This window comes from Mycobacterium intermedium, from assembly GCF_002086275.1.
GTDB lineage: Bacteria > Actinomycetota > Actinomycetes > Mycobacteriales > Mycobacteriaceae > Mycobacterium > Mycobacterium intermedium.
Genome location: NZ_MVHT01000007.1, coordinates 97682 through 120304 on the forward strand (window position 1 = coordinate 97682; position 22623 = coordinate 120304).

The 22623-nt window shown below is 65.7% G+C and carries 22 protein-coding genes; 20 read left to right on the forward strand and 2 right to left on the reverse strand.

The window, feature by feature from the left end; genetic code table 11:
- Positions 1-5: 5 nt before the first annotated feature.
- Genes BST27_RS04530 through BST27_RS04555 form a run of 6 tightly spaced genes read left to right on the forward strand, consistent with a single transcriptional unit; the run spans position 6 to position 3969 of the window.
- On the forward strand, positions 6-1244 hold the full coding sequence (locus tag BST27_RS04530) for an acyl-CoA dehydrogenase family protein (RefSeq protein WP_069419165.1): 1239 nt from the start codon (positions 6-8) through the stop codon (positions 1242-1244).
- Between the two features lie 59 nt (positions 1245-1303).
- Positions 1304-2227 carry a phosphotransferase family protein gene (locus BST27_RS04535; protein ID WP_069419218.1) on the forward strand — a complete coding sequence of 308 codons (924 nt, stop codon included), beginning with the start codon at positions 1304-1306 and terminating at the stop codon, positions 2225-2227.
- Positions 2224-2559 (forward strand): DUF6285 domain-containing protein, encoded by a 336-nt coding sequence (locus tag BST27_RS04540; RefSeq protein WP_069419166.1) that lies wholly within the window; start codon positions 2224-2226, stop codon positions 2557-2559. The genes BST27_RS04535 and BST27_RS04540 overlap by 4 nt, the downstream gene beginning before the upstream one ends.
- An 11-nt stretch (positions 2560-2570) precedes the next feature.
- Positions 2571-2990 carry a nuclear transport factor 2 family protein gene (locus tag BST27_RS04545; protein ID WP_069419167.1) on the forward strand — a complete coding sequence of 140 codons (420 nt, stop codon included), beginning with the start codon at positions 2571-2573 and terminating at the stop codon, positions 2988-2990.
- A gap of 29 nt (positions 2991-3019) precedes the next feature.
- On the forward strand, positions 3020-3556 hold the full coding sequence (locus BST27_RS04550; RefSeq protein WP_069419168.1) for a YceI family protein: 537 nt from the start codon (positions 3020-3022) through the stop codon (positions 3554-3556).
- 11 nt (positions 3557-3567) lie between these two features.
- Entirely contained in the window at positions 3568-3969 is a 402-nt protein-coding gene (locus BST27_RS04555; protein WP_069419169.1) for an Rv3143 family two-component system response regulator, read from the forward strand.
- On the opposite strand, the gene BST27_RS04560 is transcribed toward BST27_RS04555, so the two are convergent.
- Positions 3966-5243 carry a PPE family protein gene (locus tag BST27_RS04560; RefSeq protein ID WP_069419170.1) on the reverse strand — a complete coding sequence of 426 codons (1278 nt, stop codon included), beginning with the start codon at positions 5241-5243 and terminating at the stop codon, positions 3966-3968. The genes BST27_RS04555 and BST27_RS04560 overlap by 4 nt on opposite strands.
- 292 nt (positions 5244-5535) lie before the next feature.
- On the opposite strand from BST27_RS04560, the gene BST27_RS04565 reads away from it, so the two are divergent.
- From BST27_RS04565 to nuoN, 14 genes are read left to right on the forward strand one after another with little or no spacing between them, the layout of a single operon-like run.
- Entirely contained in the window at positions 5536-5919 is a 384-nt protein-coding gene (locus BST27_RS04565) for an NADH-quinone oxidoreductase subunit A (protein WP_069419219.1), read from the forward strand.
- A gap of 9 nt (positions 5920-5928) precedes the next feature.
- On the forward strand, positions 5929-6483 hold the full coding sequence (locus tag BST27_RS04570) for a NuoB/complex I 20 kDa subunit family protein (protein WP_069419171.1): 555 nt from the start codon (positions 5929-5931) through the stop codon (positions 6481-6483).
- Positions 6480-7223: an NADH-quinone oxidoreductase subunit C gene (locus BST27_RS04575; RefSeq protein ID WP_069419172.1), complete on the forward strand. Its 744-nt coding sequence runs from the start codon at positions 6480-6482 to the stop codon at positions 7221-7223. The genes BST27_RS04570 and BST27_RS04575 overlap by 4 nt, the downstream gene beginning before the upstream one ends.
- 46 nt (positions 7224-7269) lie before the next feature.
- Positions 7270-8571: an NADH dehydrogenase (quinone) subunit D gene (gene nuoD, locus BST27_RS04580; protein WP_069419173.1), complete on the forward strand. Its 1302-nt coding sequence runs from the start codon at positions 7270-7272 to the stop codon at positions 8569-8571.
- Positions 8568-9371, forward strand: a complete 804-nt coding sequence (gene nuoE / locus BST27_RS04585) for an NADH-quinone oxidoreductase subunit NuoE (protein ID WP_069419174.1) — start codon at positions 8568-8570, stop codon at positions 9369-9371. Before nuoD ends, nuoE begins: the two co-directional genes overlap by 4 nt.
- On the forward strand, positions 9364-10695 hold the full coding sequence (gene nuoF / locus BST27_RS04590; RefSeq protein WP_069419175.1) for an NADH-quinone oxidoreductase subunit NuoF: 1332 nt from the start codon (positions 9364-9366) through the stop codon (positions 10693-10695). Before nuoE ends, nuoF begins: the two co-directional genes overlap by 8 nt.
- Positions 10692-13106 (forward strand): NADH-quinone oxidoreductase subunit G, encoded by a 2415-nt coding sequence (locus tag BST27_RS04595; protein WP_264000748.1) that lies wholly within the window; start codon positions 10692-10694, stop codon positions 13104-13106. The genes nuoF and BST27_RS04595 overlap by 4 nt, the downstream gene beginning before the upstream one ends.
- Positions 13103-14365 carry an NADH-quinone oxidoreductase subunit NuoH gene (gene nuoH / locus BST27_RS04600; RefSeq protein WP_069419176.1) on the forward strand — a complete coding sequence of 421 codons (1263 nt, stop codon included), beginning with the start codon at positions 13103-13105 and terminating at the stop codon, positions 14363-14365. Before BST27_RS04595 ends, nuoH begins: the two co-directional genes overlap by 4 nt.
- Positions 14358-14951, forward strand: coding sequence for an NADH-quinone oxidoreductase subunit NuoI (gene nuoI, locus BST27_RS04605; RefSeq protein ID WP_069419177.1), 594 nt, complete (start codon positions 14358-14360; stop codon positions 14949-14951). Before nuoH ends, nuoI begins: the two co-directional genes overlap by 8 nt.
- Positions 14951-15736, forward strand: a complete 786-nt coding sequence (locus BST27_RS04610; RefSeq protein ID WP_069419221.1) for an NADH-quinone oxidoreductase subunit J — start codon at positions 14951-14953, stop codon at positions 15734-15736. Before nuoI ends, BST27_RS04610 begins: the two co-directional genes overlap by 1 nt.
- Positions 15733-16032: an NADH-quinone oxidoreductase subunit NuoK gene (nuoK, locus tag BST27_RS04615; protein ID WP_069419178.1), complete on the forward strand. Its 300-nt coding sequence runs from the start codon at positions 15733-15735 to the stop codon at positions 16030-16032. Before BST27_RS04610 ends, nuoK begins: the two co-directional genes overlap by 4 nt.
- Positions 16033-16042: 10 nt before the next feature.
- Positions 16043-17932: an NADH-quinone oxidoreductase subunit L gene (gene nuoL, locus BST27_RS04620; RefSeq protein ID WP_069419179.1), complete on the forward strand. Its 1890-nt coding sequence runs from the start codon at positions 16043-16045 to the stop codon at positions 17930-17932.
- Positions 17926-19521: an NADH-quinone oxidoreductase subunit M gene (locus BST27_RS04625; RefSeq protein WP_069419180.1), complete on the forward strand. Its 1596-nt coding sequence runs from the start codon at positions 17926-17928 to the stop codon at positions 19519-19521. Before nuoL ends, BST27_RS04625 begins: the two co-directional genes overlap by 7 nt.
- The gene (nuoN, locus tag BST27_RS04630; protein ID WP_069419181.1) at positions 19518-21107 is read left to right on the forward strand and encodes an NADH-quinone oxidoreductase subunit NuoN; all 1590 of its coding nucleotides are present in this window, start codon (positions 19518-19520) and stop codon (positions 21105-21107) included. The genes BST27_RS04625 and nuoN overlap by 4 nt, the downstream gene beginning before the upstream one ends.
- A 43-nt stretch (positions 21108-21150) precedes the next feature.
- Here the strand turns inward: nuoN and BST27_RS04635 are convergent.
- Positions 21151-22623: PE family protein (locus BST27_RS04635; RefSeq protein ID WP_083148388.1), on the reverse strand; the 1473-nt coding region annotated here is incomplete at its 5' end.

Below are 22623 nucleotides of genomic sequence, written 5' to 3' on the forward strand. Positions count from 1 at the left end.
TCAACGTGGATTTCACCCTCCCCGAACACCTTCCGGGTCTACTCGCGGAGATGGACGACTTCATCGAGACCGAGATCAAACCGCTGGAGCGCGAAAACATCCAGTTCTTCGACCATCGTCGGGAAAATGCCCGCACCGACTGGGACAATGGCGGCATCCCGCGGCGGGAATGGGAAGATCTGCTCGCCGAAATGCGCAGGCGCGCCGACAAGGCCGGCTGGCTGCGTTATGGCCTGCCGTCGCGATTCGGTGGCCGCGACGGAACCAACCTGGACATGGCGGTCATCCGGGAACACCTGGCGCACAAAGGCCTTGGATTGCACAACGATCTGCAGGACGAGTCGTCGATCGTCGGCAATTTCCCGCAAGTCATCATGATGGACCGATTCGGCACCGAAGAACAGAAGAAGGAGTGGACCGAGGCGCTGATCACCGGCGAGCGGTCGATGGCATTCGGGTTGACCGAACCCAAGCACGGGTCGGACGCCACGTGGCTGGAGACCACCGCGGTCAAGGATGGTGACGGCTGGATCATCAACGGCGCCAAGCGGTTCAACACCGGCGTACACCGTGCCACCCACGACCTCGTGTTCGCCCGCACTTCGGGTGAGCCCGGGCAAGCCGTGGGCATCACCGCGTTCCTGGTGCCCACCGACACCCCAGGCTTCACCGTGCCGTACTACTGGTGGACGTTCAACATGCCCACCGACCACGCCGAGGTCGAACTCAAGGACGTCCGGGTCCCCAGCGACGCGGTGCTGGGCGAGGTCGACCGCGGCCTCGAGGTGGGTCAGACGTTCCTGCACGAGAACAGGATTCGCCAGGCCGCCAGCAGCCTCGGCGCCGCGCAGCACTGCATCGAGCGAGCCGTGGCCTACGCCGGCGAACGCATCGTATTCGGCAAGCCCCTCGCGGTGAACCAGGCCGTGCAGTGGCCGCTGGTCGAGCTGCAGACCGAGGCGCAGATGGTGCGCCTATTGGTGTATTACGCAGCCACGCAACTGGACAGCAACCATCACATGGAGGTGTCCGACAAGGTGTCGATGGCCAACTACCGGGCGAATCGTCTGGTTTGCGAAGCCGCCGACCGCGCGATGCAGGTCTGCGGCGGCGTCGGTTACAGCCGACACGAGCCGTTCGAGCACATCTATCGCCACCACCGTCGCTACCGCATCACCGAGGGCGCCGAAGAAATCCAGATCCGCCGAGTTGCGCAGCGGCTGTTCAAGTTCGGCAGGAAGTGACCCCAGAAGTGACCACCGTGACGCTGACGGACAGCTTGGTTGCCCTGCTCACCTCGGTGATGCGCACCGACGTGACGGTGGCCAACCTGCGCCCGCTGACCGGTGGCGCCAGCAGGACGACGTGGGCGTTCGACGCCGTCACCGAAGGGGGCAGTCGACCGCTGATCCTGCGCACCGGGCCGCCCGATGACGTGCACGCGAGCATGGAACTGGAAGCGCGGGTGCAGGCGGCGGCAGCGGCGGCGGGGGCGCCCGTGCCGCATGTCCTGGTCGCCGACAATTCCCCTGCGACACTGGGAAATCCGTTTCTGATCTGCGACGAGATCAAGGGCGAGACCATCGTCCGGCGCATCCAGCGTCAGCTCGACGACCCGGGCCGTGAGCGGCTGCTGACCCAGTGCGCCCGCGCCGTGGCGGCCATCCACCGGGCGGCTGCCGGCGACCCGGAACTGGTCCACGAGGACCCGGTCGCGCAGTGGCGGGAGCGACTGGACGAGATGGGCGACACCACCGCCACTTTCGAATGGACCTTCCGCTGGCTGACCGCGCACCGACCGGCCCCCTCGCCGCCGGTTCTGGTGCACGGTGACTTCCGGATGGGAAATCTCATCGTCGACGGATCGGACCTCGCCGCGGTGCTGGATTGGGAGCTGGTGCACGTCGGCGAGACCTACGAGGACTTGGCCTGGTTCTGCGTGCGGGCCTGGCGATTCGGCGCGCCCGCCAGTCTCGGGGCCGGCGGTCTGGGCAGCATCGAAAGCTTTCTGCGCGCCTACGAGGACGCCGGTGGTACGGCGATAGACCGCAAGGCATTTCGATGGTGGTTGGTGCTGGCCACCCTGCGCTGGGGAATCATCTGCCGATACCAGGCGGAGCGCCACTTGAGCGGGCAGACTCGATCGGTGGAATTGGCGACGATAGGTCGGCGGGTGTGTGAGAACGAGTGGGATCTGATCCAGCTGCTCAAGGAGGACCGGGCATGACTCATGGCCGTCCGACCGCGGCGGAACTGGTGGCAGCCGTCGCCGAGTTCCTGGAAGGCGAAGTCCGAGAGGCGACCAGCGGCCAGGTCAACTTCCACGCCAGGGTGGCCGCCAACGCGTTACGCATCGTGGAACGCGAACTTCTCGGCCCCGCCGAAGCCTCCGAGGTCCGGTCGTCGCTCGTCGAACTCGGCTTCGCCGACGAGGCCAGCCTGGCCGCCGCGATCCGGGCCGGCCGGCTCGACGGCCGCGACGAGGCGGTCCTGAACTGCCTGAGCGCCTTGGTACGACATCGGTTGGCGGCCGCCCACCCCGGTTACGACAGCGAATAGGAGTGACTCGTATGCCCGCTGGCGACGACGCGAGCAAGGCCCAAATCCTCGACGTGGCCGACAGGCTGTTCGCGGCGATCGAGAAAACCGACATTGCGACGGTCGAACGGATGTGGAGCGACGACATCTTGGTGTGGCGGCCGGGCGCCCGTCGCGACGATGACAAGCGGCGCGCGCTGCGGGTGATCGAGTGGTTCATCTCGGTCACCACCGAGCGTCGCTATGAGATTCTCGACCGCCAGGTCTTCGACAACGGCCCCACTGGCACCGGCAGGGGGTTCGTCCAGCAACATGTGCTGCATGCGACCGGTACCGCGGGCCAGACGATCGCCCTGCGGGTTTGCATCGTGATCAAGCTGGACATAGATGGTTTTATCAACCGTATCGACGAGTACTTCGACCCCGCCGACATCGCGGTGCTACTTACTTAGGCTTCAACGGATAGACAGCGAGGCAGACGATGACGACGCTGGAAACCTTGCTCAGCGATCCTGACGCGACCGGTGCATGGAATCTCGTCGCAGACCGCTCGGTCGTCGGTTTCAAGATCAAGAACATGTGGGGCCTCATCCCCGTCAAGGGCGAGTTCCACGAGCTCAGCGGGCGCGGCGAGCTGTCCAGCGACGGAGCGGTCACCGGTCACCTGGAAATCGAGGTCGCGTCGCTGCGCACCGGTATCAAGGCCCGAGACAAGCACCTGCTGTCGGCCGATTTCTTCGACGCGGACCGCTATCCGCAGATCCGCGTCGTGGTCAGCGCGCTGCGGCCGACCCAAGGCAAAGGCGCAGACCTGAAGGCAACCTTCACCATCAAAGGCGTCACCGATCCGGTTCCGCTGCCGGCCACGATCACCGAACTCAGCGATGGTTCGGTGCGGATCTTCGGGGAAGCCAAGATCGATCGGGCTCAGTTCGGCGTCGACTGGAACAAGCTCGGCATGATCGCCCCGATCGTGACTACAACGGCCGAACTGATCTTCGTGCAGGCGGCGCAGTAGCATCTAGCACCGTGCCCGACTCCACTGAGAAACTGCGGATCCTGGTATACAGCGACAACGTCCACACCCGCGAGCAGGTGATACAGGCATTGGGCAAGCGCCTGCACCCGGATCTACCCGAGTTGAGCTACGTCGAGGTAGCGACCGGGCCCATGGTCATCCGGCTTATGGACGAGGGTGGCATCGATCTGGCCATCCTCGACGGTGAGGCCACGCCCACCGGAGGTATGGGAATCGCCAAGCAGCTCAAGGATGAGTTGACGACGTGTCCGCCCATTTTGGTACTCACCGGTCGCCCGGACGATGCCTGGCTGGCCAGTTGGTCACGAGCCGAGGCTGCGGTGCCCCATCCGATCGACCCGATCGTGCTGGGCCGCACCGTGCTGGGTCTGCTGAAGACGCCGACGCACTAGCCGCCGCGTATTTGCAGCTGCTGCTCTTCCTCTTCCTCAACCTGGGGACGGAATTCCTTCGGCTCCGGCCGGAGCGTAGGCGCCTTCTCCTCGGCAGCCTCTTCGTCCTTGGCCTTCGCCCCGACTCGTAAACCCGCCTCCGGAATTCCAGAGACTCGGGTGCGGGTTGCCTGCGTGGTCGCCGCTCCCGGCGCCGCCTTGGCCGCAGCTTCCGGGTCCGCGGTGGCCAGCACGCTCATCGCCGGAACCTCTGGGGTGACTTCCACGCCTTCTTCGGCCGCTTCGGCTTCCAACGCGGCTTCTTCCGCTTCTGCAGCCCGCTTGGCCTCGGCTTCTTCTTCTTCCTTGGACTTGGGCCCCTTGACCGGACCGGCATTGATGACGCCCGACTGGCCGCTGTTGGCGGCCATGGCGGCCATGGCCATCGGGCCGGCCATCATCGCCGGACTCATCATCATGCCGGGGTTGGCCGCGGTCATTCCGCCGCCGGCGGCCGCCGTATAGCCGCCCGCGCTCACCGCCCCCGCGGACGGGTCGCCCTGGGTGAGGCCGGCGCCGGTATTCGCCCCGAGCAGGTCCTGCGCGCCGCCGGCGACGGGTCCACCGCCGCTGGCAGCAACACCGCCGCCGCCACTGGCGACAGCCTGCTCGCCACCGCCACCCCCGGCGACACCGGTGCCGGCGGCACCTGCGGCCAGCGCCCCGCCCCCGGTCTCGGCACCGGCGCCGTTGGCCCCGCCCAGACCGGGAAGCCCCTTGAGCACAGCGCTCCACGGCACGACTTGCGCCGCCACCGACGAGACCCCGGAGTAGTAACCGGACATGGCGGCCACGTCCGCGGCCCACATCTCCTCATACAAGCTCTCGGCGAAAGCGATCGCCGGCGCGTTCTGACCGAAGAGGTTCGTCATCACCAGCTGCACGAAGGCGTCGCGGTTCTGCGCGACCGCCTGCGGGAGCACGGTTGCGGCCTTGGCCGCCTCGAACATGCTGGCCACCGCCCGCGCCTGCGCCGATGCCCCGGCCGACTGCGACGCCGCCGCCGACAACCACCCGGCGTAGGGCGCAGCTGCGGCGGCCATCGCCTGCGCCGCCGGTCCCTGCCACGCCTGACCAGCCAACCCAGCGGTCACCGACTGAAATGCCTGTGCCGCGGCGGACAACTCGTCGGCGAGTCCCTCCCAGGCCGCGGCTGCAGCCAACATCGGCCCGGAACCGGCGCCCAAGAACATGCGCAACGAGTTGATTTCCGGCGGCAGCGTGAAAAAGCTCACAGCTCCATTCCTCCCAGCTGACTAACCGGTGAATTCAGAGCGTAACAACATATGCTCCGCAATTCGCTGGTTTGGCCAATCATATATCCCAGCTGCGGATACCTCCTCCGAGCCGGACGCGCAACCCGGGATTCGACGGGTGTCCAGTTGCTGACCCCCAACATGTGCGCTGTGTGACGCACGACTATGTTGATGGTTATTGTGACGGCCCACACGCCCGGGTCCGTCGCAGCAGCCCCGCTACCGCCCGGCCGCCGTGCTGGCGGCCCCCATACGACGGATCTGGAGCGAGTTGAACGTCTACGTACCCATTCTGGTCCTGGCCGCGCTTGCCGCCGTCTTCGCAGTGGGCTCGGTGGTACTCGCGAGCATCGTCGGCCCGTCCCGCTACAACCGGTCCAAACAGGCCGCGTACGAATGCGGGATCGAGCCCACCGACATGACTTCCCGTGTGCCCGCGGGGCAGGCGGCGGCCGGCCAGCGTTTTCCGATCAAGTACTACCTGACCGCGATGCTGTTCATCGTGTTCGACATCGAAATCGTGTTCCTCTACCCGTGGGCGGTCACCTTTGACTTCCTGGGCAGGTTCGCGCTGGTTGAAATGGTCATTTTCATGCTCACGGTGTTCGTGGCGTACGCGTATGTGTGGCGCCGCGGAGGCCTGACCTGGGATTGAGGTAAGGACGTGGGTCTCGAAGAACAATTACCCGGCGGGATCTTGCTGTCGACCGTCGAAAAGGTGGCGGGTTACGTTCGCAAGAACTCGCTGTGGCCGGCCACATTCGGGTTGGCCTGCTGCGCCATCGAGATGATGGCGACCGCCGGGCCGAGGTTCGACATCGCGCGGTTCGGAATGGAGCGGTTCTCCGCGACACCGCGGCAGGCGGACCTGATGATCGTCGCCGGACGCGTCAGCCAGAAGATGGCGCCGGTGCTGCGCCAGGTCTACGACCAGATGGCCGAGCCGAAATGGGTTCTGGCCATGGGCGTCTGCGCGTCGTCGGGCGGGATGTTCAACAACTACGCGATCGTGCAGGGCGTAGACCACGTCGTGCCGGTGGACATCTACCTGCCCGGTTGCCCACCCCGGCCGGAAATGCTGCTGCACGCAATCCTGAAGTTGCACGAGAAGATCCAGGAGATGCCGCTGGGTGTCAACCGGGAGCGTGCCATCGCCGAAGCCGAAGAGGCGGCGTTGTCGGCCCGGCCCACCATCGAGATGCGCGGGTTGCTGCGATGAGCTCACCGGACCACGACCCGCAGGGAGCGACGCTGACTCCGACGGGAACGGATGTCCCGCCTGCCGGAGGACCCCCCAGTGAAGAGGTGATCAACGTCCGCCGCGGCATGTTCGGCGTGCAAGGCACCGGCGACACCTCCGGATATGGGCGCCTGGTCCGCAAAGTCACCCTCCCGGGTGGCACGCCGAGACCGTACGGCAGCTACTTCGACGAGGTCGTCGACCGGTTGGAAGAAGCGCTGCAGCGTGACGGACTCGAATTCGACGAGACGATAGAGAAGGTCGTCGTCTACCGCGACGAGTTGACCCTGCACGTCACCCGGGACCGACTGCCTCACGTTGCTCAGCGCCTGCGGGACGAACCCGAACTGCGCTTCGAACTCTGCCTGGGTGTGAACGGGGTGCACTACCCCAACGAGACGGGCCGGGAACTGCACGCCGTCTACCCGTTGCGGTCGATCACCCACGGCCGCCGACTGCGGCTGGAAGTGTCTGCGCCAGACAGTGATCCGCACATCCCGTCGCTCTACGCCGTCTACCCGACCAACGACTGGCACGAGCGCGAGACCTACGACTTCTTCGGAATCATCTTCGACGGCCATCCGTCGCTGACCCGCATCGAGATGCCGGACGACTGGCACGGCCACCCGCAGCGCAAGGACTACCCCCTGGGCGGCATCCCGGTCGAATACAAGGGCGCCAAGATACCTCCGCCCGACGAGCGCAGGGGCTACAACTAGTGACCCCAAAACGACGGAAAATGACCCGAAACGACGGAAAAGAAGAATGACCGATACCGCCGAGACAGTCCTGTTGGCCGGCGGCCAGGACTGGGACCAAGTCATCGAAGCCGCACGCAATGCGGATCCCGGCGAACGCATCGTCGTCAACATGGGGCCCCAGCATCCGTCCACCCACGGGGTGTTGCGGCTGATCCTCGAGATCGAAGGCGAGACCATCACCGAGGTCCGCTGCGGAATCGGCTACTTGCACACCGGAATCGAGAAGAACCTCGAGTTCCGGTACTGGACCCAGGGCGTCACGTTCGTGACCCGGATGGATTACCTGTCACCGTTTTTCAACGAGGTCGCGTACTGCCTGGGCGTGGAGAAGCTGCTCGGCATCACCGACGAAATCCCCGAGCGGGTGAACGTCATCCGGGTGATGCTGATGGAGCTCAACCGAATCTCGTCGCATCTGGTCGCATTGGCCACCGGCGGCATGGAACTTGGCGCGATGACCGCCATGTTCATCGGTTTCCGGGCGCGCGAGATCGTGCTGACCATCTTCGAGCACATCACCGGTCTGCGGATGAACCACGCGTACATCCGCCCGGGCGGGCTGGCCCAGGACCTGCCGCCCAATGCCGTTGACTACATTGCCGAACAGCTCAAGGCGCTGAAGGTCCCGCTGCGCGAGATGGGCGAGTTGCTCAACGAAAACGCCATCTGGAAAGCGCGCACCCAGGACATCGGCTACCTGGACCTGGCTGGCTGCATGGCACTGGGCGTCACCGGCCCGATCTTGCGCTCGACCGGTCTGCCGCACGACTTGCGCCGGGCCGAACCGTATTGCGGGTACGAGAACTACGACTTCGATGTGATCACCGACGACTCGTGTGATTCGTACGGGCGCTACATGATTCGCGTCAAAGAGATGTGGGAGTCAGTGAAGATCGTCGAGCAGTGTCTGGACAAGCTGCGGCCGGGGCCGACCATGGTCGAGGACCGCAAGATCGCCTGGCCGGCCGACCTGTACGTCGGACCCGACGGCATGGGCAACTCACCCGAGCACATCGCCAAGATCATGGGCGGTTCGATGGAAGCGTTGATTCACCACTTCAAGCTGGTCACCGAGGGCATCCGGGTCCCGGCCGGCCAGGTCTACGTGGCCGTGGAGTCCCCACGCGGCGAACTCGGCGTGCACATGGTCAGCGACGGCGGTACCCGCCCCTACCGCGTGCACTACCGGGATCCCTCCTTCACCAACCTGCAGTCGGTGGCCGCGATGTGCGAGGGCGGGATGGTTGCCGACCTGATCACCGCGGTCGCGAGCATCGACCCGGTCATGGGCGGGGTGGACCGATGACAGAGCCGGGTACGGGGCCTGTTCAAAAAGGGGGGGCCGGGGAGCGGGTCTTCATCCGCCTGGGACCGCCGCCGGAGGAACCCAACCAGTTCGTGGTCGAGGGCGCACCGCAGTCGTATCCGCCCGACGTGCAGGCCCGCCTCGAGGTCGAGGCGAAGGAGATCATCGGCCGCTACCCGAGCAAGCGCTCGGCGCTGCTGCCGTTGCTGCATCTGGTCCAGGGCGAGGATTCCTACCTGACGCCGGCGGGTCTGCAGTTCTGCGCCGAACAACTCGGACTGACCGGCGCCGAAGTGTCGGCGGTGGCGTCCTTCTACACCATGTATCGCCGCGGTCCCACCGGCAAATACCTGGTCGGCGTCTGCACGAACACGTTGTGCGCCGTCATGGGCGGTGACGCCATCTTCGACGACCTCAAGGAACACCTCGGCGTCGGCAACGATGAGACCACCGAGGACGGGTCGGTCACGTTGCAACACATCGAGTGCAACGCCGCCTGCGACTACGCGCCGGTGGTGATGGTGAACTGGGAGTTCTTCGACAACCAGACCGTCGAGTCCGCGCGCGAACTGGTCGACTCGCTGCGTACCGACCAGCCCAAAGCGCCCACTCGCGGCGCCCCGCTGTGTACCTTCCGCCAGACCTCGCGCATCCTGGCCGGCCTGCCCGACCCCCGTCCCGACGAAGGGCAGGGCGGCGCCGGCGACGCCACGCTGGCCGGCTTGCGCGTGGCGCAGGAGAACGGGATGCAGGCACCCGAAGTTGATGGACAGGACAAATCGGAGGCCGGCGATGACTAGCGCCCCGGCGACGCCACTGACCCCGGTGCTCAGCCGCTTCTGGGACGACCCGCAGTCGTGGACCCTGGACACGTACCTGCGCAATGACGGCTACAAGGCCCTGGAAAAGGCCCTGGCCATGGAGCCCGACGCCGTGATAGCCGCGGTGAAGGACTCGGGCCTGCGCGGCCGCGGCGGAGCGGGCTTCTCGACCGGCACCAAGTGGTCCTTCATTCCGCAGGGCGACAGCGGCCCCGCGGCCAAGCCGCACTATCTGGTGGTCAACGCCGACGAGTCGGAACCGGGTACGTGCAAAGACATTCCGTTGATGTTGGCGACGCCGCACGTGCTCGTCGAGGGCGTCATCATCGCCTCGTATGCGATCCGGGCCAGCCACGCGTTCATCTACGTGCGCGGCGAGGTGGTGCCGGTGCTGCGCAGGCTGCAGAACGCGGTCGCCGAGGCCTATGCCGCCGGTTACCTCGGGCGCGACATCAAGGGCTCCGGCTTCGATCTGGAACTGGTGGTCCACGCGGGAGCCGGCGCCTACATCTGCGGCGAGGAAACGGCGCTGCTGGACTCACTGGAAGGTCGGCGCGGCCAGCCGCGGCTGCGGCCGCCCTTCCCCGCCGTGGCCGGGCTGTACGGCTCGCCCACGGTGATCAACAACGTCGAGACCATCGCCAGCGTGCCGTCCATCATCTTCAATGGCGTCGACTGGTTCCGGTCCATGGGTAGCGAGAAATCGCCTGGCTTCACGCTGTATTCGTTGTCCGGACACGTGACCCGCCCCGGCCAGTACGAGGCACCACTGGGTATCACGCTGCGCGAGTTGCTCGACTACGCCGGCGGGATTCGGGCGGGGCATCGGCTCAAGTTCTGGACGCCGGGCGGGTCGTCGACGCCGTTGCTCACCGATGAGCACCTCGACATACCGCTGGATTACGAGGGAGTCGGCTCGGTCGGCTCGATGCTGGGTACCAAGGCGCTGGAAATCTTCGACGAGACCACCTGCGTGGTGCGCGCGGTGCGGCGCTGGACGGAGTTCTACAAGCACGAGTCGTGCGGGAAGTGCACACCGTGCCGGGAGGGCACGTTCTGGTTGGACAAGATCTATGCGCGGCTGGAAAACGGCGGCGGCACCCGCGAAGACATCGACAAACTGTCAGACATCGCCGACGCCATCTTGGGTAAGTCGTTCTGCGCGTTGGGCGATGGCGCCGCCAGCCCGGTGATGTCGTCGATCAAGCATTTCCGGGACGAATACATCGCCCACATCGAAAAGGGCGGCTGCCCCTTCGACCCCCGAGACTCGATGTTGACGCCGAACGGAGCTAATGGGTGACGACACAGCCTGCCGACACGGAAAACCGGGTGGCTCAGCCCGAGATGGTCACATTGACCATCGACGACGTCGAAATCAGCGTCCCCAAGGGGACTTTGGTGATTCGCGCAGCCGAGCTGATGGGCATCCAGATCCCCCGGTTCTGCGACCACCCACTGCTGGACCCGGTCGGGGCCTGCCGGCAGTGCCTGGTCGAGGTTGAGGGACAACGCAAGCCGCTGGCCTCCTGCACCACCGTGGCCACCGACGACATGGTGGTGCGCACCCAACTCACCTCGAGTGCGGCCGACAAGGCCCAGCACGGCGTGATGGAACTGCTGCTGATCAACCATCCGCTGGACTGCCCGATGTGCGACAAGGGCGGCGAATGCCCGCTGCAGAACCAGGCAATGTCCAACGGCCGCGCCGACTCTCGCTTCACCGACACCAAGCGCACCTTCGCCAAACCGATAAACATCTCTTCGCAGGTCCTGCTGGACCGTGAGCGCTGCATCCTGTGCGCGCGCTGCACGCGGTTCTCGGAGCAGATCGCCGGAGACCCGTTCATCGACATGCAGGAACGCGGCGCGCTGCAGCAGGTCGGTATCTACGCCAACCAGCCCTTCGAGTCCTACTTCTCCGGCAACACGGTGCAGATCTGCCCGGTCGGGGCACTGACCGGAACGGCCTACCGATTCCGGGCCCGCCCGTTCGACCTGGTTTCGAGTCCGAGTGTGTGCGAGCACTGCGCGTCCGGCTGCGCCCAGCGCACCGACCACCGCCGCGGCAAGGTGCTGCGCCGACTCGCCGGTGACGACCCGGAAGTCAACGAGGAGTGGAACTGCGACAAGGGCCGGTGGGCGTTCACCTACGAGACCCAGCCGGATGTGATCACCACTCCCCTGATCCGCGACAGCGACGGCACGCTGCAACCGGCGTCCTGGGCGCACGCGATGGTGGCGGCGGCTCAAGGGCTCGAGGCCGCGCGCGGCCGCGCGGGTGTCCTGGTCGGCGGACGGGTCACCTGGGAGGACGCCTACGCGTATTCCAAGTTCGCGCGAATCGTGTTGCATACCAACGACATCGATTTCCGGGCCCGTCCCCACTCGGCGGAGGAGGCGGAGTTCCTCGCGGCGCGGGTCGCCGGGCGCCCGGTCAGCGTCAGCTACTCCGACTTGGAGTCGGCGCCGGTGGTCTTGCTCGTCGGGTTCGAACCGGAAGAAGAATCCCCCATCGTCTTCCTGCGACTGCGCAAGGCGGCCCGCAAACGCTCGCTCCCGGTGTACGCGATAGCACCGTTCGCCACCCGCGCGCTGCAGAAGATGTCCGGCCGGCTGCTGAAAACTCGCCCGGGTGAAGAGCCTTCGGCGCTCGACGGACTCGCGACCGGTGAGGTGGCAGAACTGCTGGCCAAGCCCGGCGCCGTCATCCTGGTCGGGGAACGGCTGGCCGCGGTGCCCGGCGGGCTGTCCGCCGCCGCACGGTTGGCAGACGCTACCGGTGCCCGACTGGCCTGGGTGCCACGGCGGGCCGGCGAACGCGGTGCCCTGGAAGCCGGGGCCCTGCCGGGACTGCTGCCCGGCGGCCGTCCGGTGGCCGACGACGACGCCCGATCGCAAGTGACTGCCGCCTGGCATGTCGACGAATTGCCCACCGCGCCAGGCCGCGACGCCGACGGCATCCTGGCCGCCGCCGCGGACGGTTCGCTCGGGGCCCTGGTCGTGGGCGGTATCGAGCCGGGCGACTTCGCCGACCCGGACGCGGTGCTGGCCGCGCTGGACGCCGCCGGCTTCGTGGTGAGTCTGGAGCTGCGGCACAGCGAAGTCACCGAACGCGCCGACGTGGTGTTCCCGATCGCGCCCGCGTCGCAAAAAGCCGGCGCCTTCGTCGACTGGGAAGGTCGCTACCGCGGTTTCGAGCCCGCGCTGCGCGGAACCACCCAAACGGCCCGACAGTCGGATCACCGGGTGCTCGACTCGCTGGCCGACGAGTTGGGCATCTACCTCGGCACGGCCAGCGTCGAAGCCGCCCGAGAGGAACTGGCCGCGCTGGGCCCCTGGGACGGCCGGCGCCCACCAGCCCCGAACGTCGATGCGCCAAACCCGGCCCAACCTGAGGCGGGCCAAGCCGTCTTGACCGGCTGGCGGATGCTGCTCGACAAGGGTCGCCTACAGGACGGTGAACCGCACCTGGCCGGTACCGCACGCAGACCCGTGGTGCGGCTGTCCCCCGATACGGCGGCCGAGATCAATGCCGCTGACGGCGATGAGGTGACGGTGAGCACGCAACGCGGCTCAATCACCTTGCCGCTCAAGATCACCGACCTCCCTGACCGGGTGGTGTGGCTTCCGCTCAACTCAGAGGGCTCAGCGGTGCACCGCCAGCTCGGCGTCAGCATCGGCAGCATCGTGAATATTGGAGTGCCGTCATGACTTCCCCGATCTTCGGACACGACCCCTGGTGGCTGGTGGGGGCCAAGGTATTGGCCGTCTTCGCGTTTCTCATGCTGACAGTGCTGGTGGCGATCCTGGCCGAACGCAAACTGCTGGGCCGGATGCAGTTGCGTCCGGGCCCGAACCGGGTAGGCCCGAAGGGCGCCCTGCAGAGCTTGGCCGACGGCGTCAAGCTGGCGCTCAAGGAAAGCATCACCCCGAGCGGCATCGATAAGTTCGTTTACTTTGCGGCACCGGTTATTTCGGCGATCCCGGCATTCACCGCCTTCGCGGTCATCCCGTTCGGTCCCGAAGTCTCGGTGTTCGGCCACCGCACCCCCTTGCAGATCACCGATCTACCGGTGGCCGTGTTGTTCATCCTCGCCATGTCCGCGATCGGCGTGTACGGGATCGTGTTGGGCGGCTGGGCATCCGGGTCCACCTACCCGCTGTTGGGCGGGGTGCGGTCCACAGCACAGGTGATTTCCTATGAGGTCGCCATGGGGCTGTCGTTCGCGGCGGTTTTCCTCTACGCAGGCAGCATGTCCACCTCGGAGATCATCGCCAAACAAGACCGGGTCTGGTACATCTTCCTGCTGGCACCGTCGTTCGTCGTCTACCTGGTCTCGATGGTGGGTGAAACCAACCGGGCGCCCTTCGACCTGCCCGAGGCCGAAGGCGAGCTGGTCGCCGGTTTCCACACCGAGTACTCGTCGCTGAAGTTCGCGATGTTCATGCTCGCCGAATACGTGAACATGACAACGGTTTCGGCGTTGGCCGCAACCATGTTCCTGGGCGGCTGGCGGGCACCGTGGCCGCTGAACATGTGGGCCGGCGCCAACACCGGCTGGTGGCCGGTGCTCTGGTTCGTCGGCAAGGTGTGGCTGTTCCTGTTCATCTACTTCTGGCTGCGCGCCACGCTGCCCCGGCTGCGCTACGACCAATTCATGGCGCTGGGCTGGAAGTTGCTGATTCCGGCGTCCCTGGTCTGGGTGATGATCGCGGGCGTCATCCGCGCGGCTAAGAACGAGGGTTTCCAGCACTGGACCCCGACCTTGGTCGTCAGCAGCGCCGTCGTCGCGATCTGGCTGCTGTTCTGGCTGCGAAAGCCGTTCAGCGCACCGAGTGCTCGCGCATCCGCACGGCGGGAACGCAAGGAACTCAAGCAACGCGAGGCCGAACTGGCCGACCTTGGCGTCGATCTTGGGCCGGCTTTCCCCACCCCGCCGCTGCCGACAAAGGAGAAAGTCCGTGGCTAAGTTTCTAGACTCCATCGCAGGTTTCGGCCTCACGTTTGGTTCGATGTTCAAGAAGACCGTCACCGAGGAGTATCCGGAGAAGCCCGGTCCGGTCGCACCGCGCTACCACGGCAGGCACCAACTCAATCGGTACCCCGACGGCTTGGAGAAATGCATCGGCTGCGAGCTGTGCGCCTGGGCCTGCCCGGCCGATGCGATCTACGTCGAGGGCGCGGACAACACCGAAGAGCAACGGTTTTCGCCCGGGGAACGCTACGGCCGGGTGTACCAGATCAACTACCTGCGCTGCATCGGTTGCGGCCTGTGCATCGAGGCGTGCCCCACCCGGGCGCTGACCATGACGAACGACTACGAGCTGGCCGACGACAACCGGGCCGACCTGATCTACGAGAAGGACCGACTGCTGGCGCCCCTGCTGCCCGGCATGACACCGCCTCCGCATCCCCGAACCGAGGGCGCCACCGACAAGGACTACTACCTGGGCAACGTGACCGCTGAGGGCTTGCGGCGGCGCGATGGCGCCGGACCTGACGCAAAAGCCGGAGCCAAAGCAGAAGCCGAAGTCGAAGCCGGAGCAGCGCAGTGATCACCGCAGTTGCCCACGACGTCATCGTGCGCACCTCGACCGGCGAAGCCGTGATGTTCTGGGTGCTGGGAACGATCGCAGTGCTCGGTGCGCTCGGGGTGGTGTTGGCGGTCAACGCCGTGTACTCGGCGATGTACCTGGCGGTGACCATGATCATCCTGGCCGTGTTCTACATCGCGCAGGACGCACTGTTCTTGGGCGTCGTCCAAGTGGTGGTCTACACCGGCGCGGTCATGATGCTGTTCTTGTTCGTGCTGATGCTGATCGGCGTGGACTCGGCGGAATCGCTGAAGGAGACGCTGCGCGGCCAGCGCGTAGCCGCGGTCGCGACCGGCATCGGGTTCGGAATCCTGCTGATCGGCGGGATCGGCAACTACGCGACAGGCGGTTTCGACGGGCTGGCCACCGCCAACAGCCAAGGCAACGTCGAAGGCTTGGCGGTGCTCATCTTCACGCGCTATTTGTGGGCCTTCGAATTGACCAGCGCGCTGCTGATCACCGCCGCGGTCGGGGCGATGGTGTTGGCCCACCGCGAGCGCTTCGAGCGCCGCAAGACCCAGAAAGAACTGTCGAAGGAGCGTTTCCGGCCGGGCGGCCATCCCACTCCCCTGCCCAGCCCTGGCGTCTACGCGCGCCACAATGCGGTGGACGTCGCCGCGCTACTGCCTGACGGCTCCTACTCAGAGCTGTCCGTCTCGCGGCTCCTGCAGACTCGCGGGGCCGACGGCAAGCAAGCCCCCTCGCGCGAGGCTATCTCCGGCGTTTCCAAAGGCGGAAAATCATGAACCCGGCCAACTACCTTTACCTTTCGGCGCTGCTGTTCACCATCGGCGCATCAGGCGTGCTGTTGCGACGCAACGCGATCGTCATGTTCATGTGCGTCGAGCTCATGCTCAACGCCGTCAACCTGGCGTTCGTCACGTTTTCCCGCATGCACGGCAAGCTTGACGGACAGATGGTCGCGTTCTTCACGATGGTGGTGGCCGCCTGCGAGGTCGTCATCGGCCTGGCCATCATCATGACGATTTTCCGTGCCCGTAAATCGGCGTCGGTCGACGACGCGAATCTACTCAAAGGCTAAGAACGCCAAGATGACTGACTACACCTGGCTGCTGGTGGCGCTGCCCCTTGCTGGTGCCGCGATCTTGCTGTTCGGCGGTAGGCGAACCGACGCGTGGGGACATTGGTTGGGTTGCCTGGCTGCCCTGTCGGCGTTCGGGGTGGGCGCCACGCTGCTCGCGGACCTGCTCGGCCGCGCCGCGGATGACCGGGTGATCCACCAGAAGGTGTTCACCTGGATACCCGCCGGCGGGCTGCAGGTCGACTTCGGCCTCCAAATCGACCAGCTCTCAATGTGTTTCGTGCTGCTGATCTCCGGGGTCGGGTCGCTGATCCACATCTACTCGGTCGCCTACATGGCCGAGGATGAGGACCGCCGAAGGTTTTTCGGCTACCTCAACCTGTTCCTGGCCTCGATGCTGCTGCTGGTGATCGCCGACAACTACGTGCTGCTCTATGTCGGTTGGGAAGGCGTCGGCCTGGCGTCCTACCTGCTGATCGGGTTCTGGTACCACAAGCCGTCGGCGGCCACCGCGGCCAAGAAGGCGTTCGTGATGAACCGCGTCGGGGATGCCGGCCTGGCACTGGCCATGTTCTTGATGTTCGCCACCTTCGGGACCGTTTCCTACAGCGGTGTGTTCGCCGGCGTACCGGCCGCGAGCGAGGCAGTGCTCAACGTGACGGGACTGCTGCTGCTGCTGGGCGCCTGCGCGAAGTCCGCCCAGGTGCCCCTGCAGGCCTGGCTGGGTGACGCCATGGAAGGCCCCACCCCGGTGTCGGCGCTGATCCACGCGGCCACCATGGTGACCGCCGGCGTGTACCTGATCGTGCGTTCCAACCCGTTGTTCAACCTGGCCCCCGGCGCTCAACTGGGTGTCGTCATCGTCGGCGCCGTCACGCTGATGCTCGGGGCGTTCATCGGCTGCGCGAAGGACGACATCAAGCGCGCACTGGCCGCCTCCACCATGAGCCAGATCGGCTACATGGTCCTGGCCGCCGGGCTGGGCCCGGCCGGGTACGCGTTTGCGATCATGCACCTGCTCACGCACGGTTTCTTCAAGGCCGGACTGTTCCTCGGGTCGGGCGCGGTGATCCACGCCATGCACGAAGAGCAGGACATGCGCCGCTATGGCGGTCTGCGTGCGGCACTTCCCATCACGTTCGTCACCTTCGGGCTGGGATACCTGGCCATCATCGGTGTGCCGCCGTTCGCCGGCTTCTTCTCCAAGGACGCCATCATCGAGGCCGCGCTGGGCGCCGGGGGTGTACGCGGCTACGTGCTCGGAGGTACCGCCCTACTGGGTGCGGGGATCACCGCGTTCTACATGACCCGGGTGATGCTGATGACGTTCTTCGGCAAGAAGCGCTGGGCGCCGCAATCCCATCCCCACGAGGCGCCGGCCCTGATGACGTGGCCGATGATCCTGCTTGCCGTCGGCTCGGTGTTCTCCGGTGGCCTGTTCGCAATCGGCGGCACGCTGGCGCACTGGCTGGAACCCGTCGTCGGCGCCCACGAAGAGTCCGCACATGCCGTACCCGCCTGGGTCAGCACCACCCTGGCCCTATCGGTTGTGGTCGTCGGTGTCGCGGTCGCCTACCGGATGTACGGCGGCAAGGCTGAGATCCCCAGGGTGGCCCCCGTTCGCGTCTCGCCGCTGACCACAGCCGCGCGCGCCGACGCCTACGGCGATGCCTTCAACGAGGAGGTGTTCATGCGCCCAGGCGCGCAACTGACCAAGGCGCTGGTCGCCATCGACGACGCGGGCGTGGACGGCTCCGTCAACTCGCTAGCCGCGCTGATCAGCCGAACGTCGAATGGTCTGCGGCAACTGCAAACCGGGTTCGCCCGCAACTACGCGTTATCGATGCTCGTGGGCGCGGCCGCCGTCGCCGCGGTGCTGCTGGCGGTGAACCTGTGGTGACGCACTTCGGTTGGCTGACCTGGCTGTGGCTGGCACCGCTGGCCGGCTCGATCGTCATCATCCTGCTGCCGCCCGGGCTGCGGCAGGCTGCCAAGTGGACCGGCCTGGTTGTCAGTCTGGTGACCCTGGCGCTGGCGGCCAAGATCACCGTCGGCTTCCAGCCCGGCGGCGACCACTATCAGTTCTACGAAAAGCACGAGTGGATACCGGCTTTCGGCGCCGGCTACACCCTGGGCGTGGACGGCATCGCGGTGGTGCTGGTGATACTGACCGCCGTGCTGGTCCCGCTGCTGCTCATCGCGGGTTGGAATGATGGGGGTGAGCGCAATCCGCGCGGCGTGCACGCCTACGTCGCCTTGACGCTCGCCATCGAGTCGATGGTGCTGATCTCCGTCGTCGCCCTGGACGTGCTGCTGTTCTACGTCTTCTTCGAGGCGATGCTGATCCCGATGTACTTCCTGATCGGCGGCTTCGGACAAGGCGAGAACCGCTCGCGTGCCGCGGTGAAGTTCTTGCTCTACAACCTGTTCGGCGGCCTGATCATGCTGGCGGCGGTGATCGGGCTGTACGTGATCACCGCGCAGCACGGCGACGGCACGTTCGACTTCGTCGAAATCGTCCAGGCCGTGCGCGGCGGCGGCCGCCTTGCCGACGTGGATCCGGCGGTATTCAAGGCTTTGTTCCTCGGGTTCATGTTCGCGTTCGCGGTCAAGGCGCCACTGTGGCCATTCCACCGCTGGCTGCCCGACGCCGCGGTCGAGTCCACCCCGGCGACCGCGGTCTTGATCACGGCGGTGATGGACAAGGTCGGCACGTTCGGCATGTTGCGCTACTGCCTGCAGCTGTTCCCGGATGCCTCAACGTATTTCCGTCCGGTGATCGTCACGCTGGCCATCATCGGCGTGATCTACGGCGCGATCGTGGCGATCGGGCAGACCGACATGATGCGCCTGATCGCCTACACCTCGATTTCACACTTCGGCTTCATCATCGCGGGCATCTTCGTGATGACCACCCAGGGACAAAGCGGGTCGACGCTGTACATGCTCAACCACGGCATCTCCACGGCGGCGGTCTTCTTGATCGCGGGCTTCTTGGTGTCCCGCCGCGGCAGCAGAGCGATCGCCGACTACGGCGGCGTGCAGAAGGTGGCTCCCGTCCTGGCCGGTACGTTCCTGGTCTCCTGCATGGCCACCTTGTCACTGCCCGGCCTGGCCCCGTTCGTCAGCGAATTCTTGGTGCTGCTAGGCACTTTCAACCGCTACTGGCTGGCCGCAGCGTTTGGGGTCACCGCGCTGGTGTTGGCGGCGATCTACATGTTGTGGCTGTACCAGCGCACGATGACCGGGCCGGTGGCCGAGGGCAATGAAAAGATTCGTGACCTGGTGCCGCGCGAAATGGTTGTCGTCGCACCGCTGTTGGCGTTGCTGTTCGTGCTCGGGGTCTACCCCAAACCCGTACTCGATGTCATCAACCCCGCGGTGGAAAGCACCATGCAGACCATCAACCAACACGATCCCTCGCCCACGGTGACGCCCCCGGGTTCCGGTGTCGGCGGCTCCCGGACAGCCCAAGGACCGCACCAATGATCCTTCCTCCTCCCGAAGTTGAGTACTTCAAGCTGTCGCCGATGCTCATCATCTTCGCCGTGGCGGTGCTGGGTGTGCTGGTGGAGGCGTTCGTGCCGCGGCGTTTCCGATACATCACGCAGGTGACGACGTCGCTGGCGGGGATCGTCGCAGCATTTGTCGCGGTGATCGCGGTGGCCAAGTCCATCCCGACCTCGTCCCCCGGCACACGGGCGGTCGTGGGCTCCATCGCCGTGGATCGCCCAACCCTGTTTCTGCAGGGCACACTGTTGTTGGTCGCCATTCTCGCGATCATCTTCATGGCCGAACGCCAGGCATCCGCCGTTCGAACCAAAACGCCTGTAGCGGTGGGTAGCTCGGGCGGTTTGGACTCTTTTACGCCGCAGGCCTCCGCGGTGCCCGGAAGTGATGCGGAGCACGAGGCGGAGCGTGCGGGCAACGCGCAAACCGAGCTGTTCCCGTTGGCGCTGCTGTCGCTCGGCGGCATGATGGTGTTCCCCGCGTCCAACGACCTGCTGACGATGTTCGTTGCGCTGGAAGTTCTCTCGCTGCCCCTGTACCTGATGTGTGGGTTGGCCCGGCACCGTCGTCTGCTCTCGCAGGAGTCGGCGATGAAGTACTTCCTGCTGGGCGCCTTCTCGTCGGCATTTTTCCTTTACGGCGTCGCCCTGCTGTACGGCGCGACCGGCACCCTGACGCTGACCGGTATTCGCGATACCTTGGCGGCACAAAGTGATTCGTCCATGGCGCTGGTCGGTGTGGGGCTGCTGTCGGTGGGCCTGCTGTTCAAGGTCGGCGCCGTTCCGTTCCATTCGTGGATTCCCGACGTGTACCAGGGCGCGCCCACGCCCGTCACCGGGTTCATGGCAGCGGCCACCAAGGTCGCGGCGTTCGGAGCCCTGCTGCGGGTGGTCTATGTGGCGCTGCCGCCGCTGCACGATCAGTGGCGTCCGGTGCTGTGGGCGATCGCGATCCTGACGATGACGGTCGGCACGATCACCGCGGTGAACCAGACCGACGTCAAGCGCATGCTGGCTTACTCGTCGGTGGCCCACGTCGGGTTCATCCTGACCGGCGTGATCGCGGACAACCAGTCGGGACTCGCCGGCACCATGTTCTACCTGGTCGCCTACAGCTTCAGCACTGTCGGGGCATTCGCCATCGTCGGCCTGGTCCGCGACGCCAACGGCGTCGAGGACGCCAAGCTGGCGAACTGGGCGGGACTGGGACAGCGCTCCCCCATTGTGGGCGTGATGCTTTCGATGTTTCTGCTGGCCTTCGCCGGTATCCCGCTGACCAGTGGATTCGTCAGCAAGTTCGCGGTGTTCAAGGCGGCGGCCGAGGGTGGCGCGGTGCCGCTGGTCATCCTTGGTGTGATCTCGAGTGCGGTGGCCGCCTACTTCTACGTCCGGGTGATCGTCTCGATGTTCTTCACCGAACCGACCGACGACACACCCCAAGTGGTGGCGCCTGGCGTGTTGAGCAAGGCGGCCATTGCGGTATGTGCTTTGGTCACAGTGGTTTTGGGCATCCTGCCGCAGTCGGTGCTCGACCTGGCCAACAACGCGGCACAGTTACTGCACTGACAGTTTCTGGCCTGGCAGCCGGTGGCCACCAAGCCAGGCCGCGTCAGGCAAAGAGGGCTTGGAGGGCGGTGATGTTCTCGGAAACCGCCTTCCCGATGACCAGGAGCTCGACGATGCCCGCGACGGTGGCCAATCCGACGTCGGCCGCCAGCGGGTAGCCGAGTGCGTTGATCAGGTTGCCCTTTGCGAGCTCGCTCAGGAACAGCTGGGCGTTGTACAGCGGCAGTGTCGTGAGGAAGGACAAGGCGGTGTCCGCTGTGGGGAGGAGCACCGCGTAGTCGGTCGAGATGATCTCGGCTGTGGTGTTCACCAATTCTTCGGGTGTCGGCAGTTTGGCCACCGCGTTGACGAAGTCGACCGGCTGCGGCGGTATCAATGCGGGCACCGTGGGCGGATTCGCGGACAGGGATTGCAACTCGAGGTTGAAGTCGTGGATGCCCTGCTGGGTCCCGGCGCTGAACGCTTCGACCAGGGTCTGCGGGCTGACCTCGGGGAACAAGCCGAACGTCGTCTGCACGTCGGCGTAACTCGTGGAGTAGCCGTGGTAGGGGTCGCCGTAGCCGAGGTTGACGATCACTTCCAGGTTGGGCTCGATCAGGGCAGCGAGCGGCCTGCCGATGACGGGGATCGCCCGCAGCGGGGCAAGGAGCGGCAATTCCTCCGTCGGAATCATGTAGTAGTACGTCTTGCCGCCGTTTTCGTAGTAGCCGGGCGAGGTCTCCAACTGGATGGCGTTGGCCACTTGCGCCGGGGTCAGGTCCAGATACTTGGTGTGTACGGTCGCGATGCCGATGACCGCGTTGAGGTCGGAGATGAAATTGAGCGGGTAGCGCGGGAAGTCGGCGAAGCCGTCATACTCCTGCGTGTAAATGGCCGTGTTGTAGAGCGTGTCGGCCGGCGTCGCGCCGTAGAACGTCAGGCCCAGGGTGGGCAGGGTGAGGTTCGGGAAGCGCGAGAGCAAACCGCCGTTGGGGTTCATCTCATTGCCGACAAGTATGAAATTGAGCAGGTCTGTATGCGGCGAACCCATGGCGGCGAGCTTGTACATCTCGATGGAGGAAATGATGGCGCTCTGGGAGTAGCCGAAAATGGTGGTGGACTCGCCGGCGGCGAATTGCGCTTGAATGTAGTTGTCGAGAATCGTGAGACCTTCGCTCACCGATTGATTCAGCGTCGAGCTCTTGACGCCCGTGATCGGGTACAACTGTTCGGGCGTGAACAGGGTCGTGAGAATCCCGTTCGCGTGGACGTACAGCTCGTTTGCATAGTGGACGTAGGCGGGGGACGGCTGGGGCACGCCGGTGGGTCCGATGAAGACTGCGGTGTCCAGCGCCGGGAACGGCGGCGGCGGAACGGCGGCCGCAAACGCATTGGGAACCGCGGCCGCGCCCAATGCATCCTGCAGTGCAGTCACGGTCGCGAGTTCGGTTTGTACGTAAGCGTTTGCGGCCGCGGCCAAGGTCCGTTGGAACTGCGTCTGGAACGCCTCGACCTGGCCGACGACGGCCTGAAACTC

Coding starts and splice junctions, on each gene's coding strand:
- BST27_RS04535 (WP_069419218.1), top strand. CDS start 1,304: ATGCGCACCGACGTGACGGTGGCCAACCTGCGCCCGCTGACCGGTGGC.
- BST27_RS04540 (WP_069419166.1), top strand. CDS start 2,224: ATGACTCATGGCCGTCCGACCGCGGCGGAACTGGTGGCAGCCGTCGCC.
- BST27_RS04545 (WP_069419167.1), top strand. CDS start 2,571: ATGCCCGCTGGCGACGACGCGAGCAAGGCCCAAATCCTCGACGTGGCC.
- BST27_RS04550 (WP_069419168.1), top strand. CDS start 3,020: ATGACGACGCTGGAAACCTTGCTCAGCGATCCTGACGCGACCGGTGCA.
- BST27_RS04575 (WP_069419172.1), top strand. CDS start 6,480: ATGAGCTCACCGGACCACGACCCGCAGGGAGCGACGCTGACTCCGACG.
- nuoD (WP_069419173.1), top strand. CDS start 7,270: ATGACCGATACCGCCGAGACAGTCCTGTTGGCCGGCGGCCAGGACTGG.
- nuoE (WP_069419174.1), top strand. CDS start 8,568: ATGACAGAGCCGGGTACGGGGCCTGTTCAAAAAGGGGGGGCCGGGGAG.
- nuoF (WP_069419175.1), top strand. CDS start 9,364: ATGACTAGCGCCCCGGCGACGCCACTGACCCCGGTGCTCAGCCGCTTC.
- nuoH (WP_069419176.1), top strand. CDS start 13,103: ATGACTTCCCCGATCTTCGGACACGACCCCTGGTGGCTGGTGGGGGCC.
- nuoK (WP_069419178.1), top strand. CDS start 15,733: ATGAACCCGGCCAACTACCTTTACCTTTCGGCGCTGCTGTTCACCATC.
- nuoL (WP_069419179.1), top strand. CDS start 16,043: ATGACTGACTACACCTGGCTGCTGGTGGCGCTGCCCCTTGCTGGTGCC.
- nuoN (WP_069419181.1), top strand. CDS start 19,518: ATGATCCTTCCTCCTCCCGAAGTTGAGTACTTCAAGCTGTCGCCGATG.